General features: G+C 44.6%; 2 protein-coding genes. Both read right to left on the bottom strand.

Annotated elements, in window-relative coordinates:
* Positions 1-8 precede the first annotated feature (8 nt).
* Complete coding sequence (locus E1163_RS09295; RefSeq protein WP_155171164.1) at positions 9-1346, bottom strand: eCIS core domain-containing protein; 1338 nt, start codon at positions 1344-1346, stop codon at positions 9-11.
* A 151-nt stretch (positions 1347-1497) separates the two neighbouring features.
* Positions 1498-1886 (bottom strand): hypothetical protein (locus tag E1163_RS09290; RefSeq protein ID WP_221417967.1); only part of this gene is annotated, 389 nt, incomplete at its 5' end.

Here is a 1886-nt window from a genome sequence, read left to right as displayed (position 1 = left end):
TTAGGAAACTACATATACTGTGCATCACCTGTAGCGAAAAAATCCTTTCTGAGATCATTCAGACCATCCCATATATTCTGTATTTCCTGATCAGTAAAGTGCTTTTTAAGTTCCGGCACGGTTCGCTGCCAGTCTGATATAGCGGCCTGAACAAGATCCTGGGCGTCATCGGAAATTTGTGTGCTTGTATTTCTTCCCCCGTAGGTACGCGACTGGGCTTTATGCCATTTATCGGTCATAACGATTGTTATGGCTTTTTTATAGGCGTTGCTTGCCATCTGGCGGGTAAGCACCTGGTTGAGGGAGCTATGGAGTTTGAGTCGTATAGCTTCTTTGATAGCCGCCCCCGAAGGCTGGTGATCCCCTGTCAGGCCATCACCGGTCTTTTCCAGATATTGCACCCCACCATAGGAGCCATAATCACCTATACTTACGCCACTGTTTCTACTGCCTCCTGTAATAGTACTCCAGCCTCCATGAGGTATGGGCTGAGTAGCATTGAGGGCTGAGGTAGCCGTAAAAGTATAATCCGTTGGTGAAGTAAAGCTTATGCCACTGAAGGTAAAACTGTTCACTGCCGGTGCATTCACCTGAACGAGGATATTGTCCTGCCCCCGGACATTGACCTGAACACCCCCCGATACTTCAAAGGTATACCAGCCACCACCATTGATACCTACAAGTTTACCGGTATCCTGCTGTCCATTGTCTGCCCTTACAATAGAATAATATTTACCGATGTCAGAGTTATCAACCTTTATTAACTGATAAACGCCAGTTGAAGAAGGGGCTGAGGCTGACAGGCCTTGAGAGGCCATGCCGGCAGAGCTGACGGCTGCCCTGCTTCCCATCATATCCGCTTCATGCTCCAGCCCTGGATTATCATTGAGCTGTAAACCGCCATGATTTACCGTGGGTTTTACGCGGCCTTGCTTCTGCTGTACAATATGCCATGCTTCATGAGGTAAATGTTGTTCCTTACCCGGAGCAATATGAATATCATTGCCCTGGGCATAGGCATGAGCCTGTAATTGTGCCGGTTTCCCTGAATTGAAATGCACTTTTACATCATCCATAGAGTAGCCCGAAAGGTTTTCTATGCTTTGTTTCAGATGCTCAGGCAAACCCGATTTGTTTTTTGCCCCGGACTGGTTTTGCGAAGTTGCTCCAGCTTTTTTATTCGTCTTTAATTGGGCAGTCTGATGTGATAAGGTGGATGATGAAAGCAGGTTATCAGAAAACGGATCACCAGCACTACCAAAATTGCAGTCTAAGCTACACTTCTGTTGGGCAAGTCTGCTCCCGGGATTTTGATGGCTTCCTTTGCCTGCAAAAGAATCACGCATAGTTGTGGTTAAGTAGTTTTAGTCAGATCATAAAGAAAGGAAATTATGTGAATAATTTTATTGCAGATTGCAGCCAAAAGGTACATGGGTTTTTATTAGCTCTGACAGGGTTCAAACCCTGTCAGAGCTAATAAAAACATTACGAAAACCACTAAAACTTCCACCAGGGCTTTTTCTTCTGCGGCTCTTTTGAAGGCTCTGTTTTGGGGCTTGGATTTTCTAAAATAATATTCTCAGATTTACCTAAAAAGGCTGAATTTCCAGTGGGCTCGATTCCGCTCCCATCTTCTTTAGGTATATACCGCTGGCAGAATTGAAAACCTTCATCCTGGGTTTTATCGAAAGCCCTGACAATAACAGCATCATACTTCTTTTCTTCCCACGTAATAAATCCATCAAATGCGATTAATCCAAAATCCGGTTTGGGTTGCATTTCTACCAAAGCTTTTTCAGCGGCTGCAACACCCTCTTCATAGCGTTCGGTAACAAATCGCTTCATTTCTTTTTTGTCTCCGGTTTGAATCATTATGAACGGAATAA

Origin of the sequence: Fulvivirga kasyanovii (assembly GCF_009711405.1) — a bacterium.
Taxonomy (GTDB): Bacteria; Bacteroidota; Bacteroidia; order Cytophagales; family Cyclobacteriaceae; genus Fulvivirga; species Fulvivirga kasyanovii.
The sequence above is the reverse complement of the archived record's forward strand: the minus strand, read 5'-3'. Positions and strand labels throughout refer to the sequence as shown.

What these genes read in the sequence shown, in the direction of transcription:
- E1163_RS09295 (WP_155171164.1), bottom strand. Translation starts at nt 1,346, where the DNA reads ATGCGTGATTCTTTTGCAGGCAAAGGAAGCCATCAAAATCCCGGGAGC.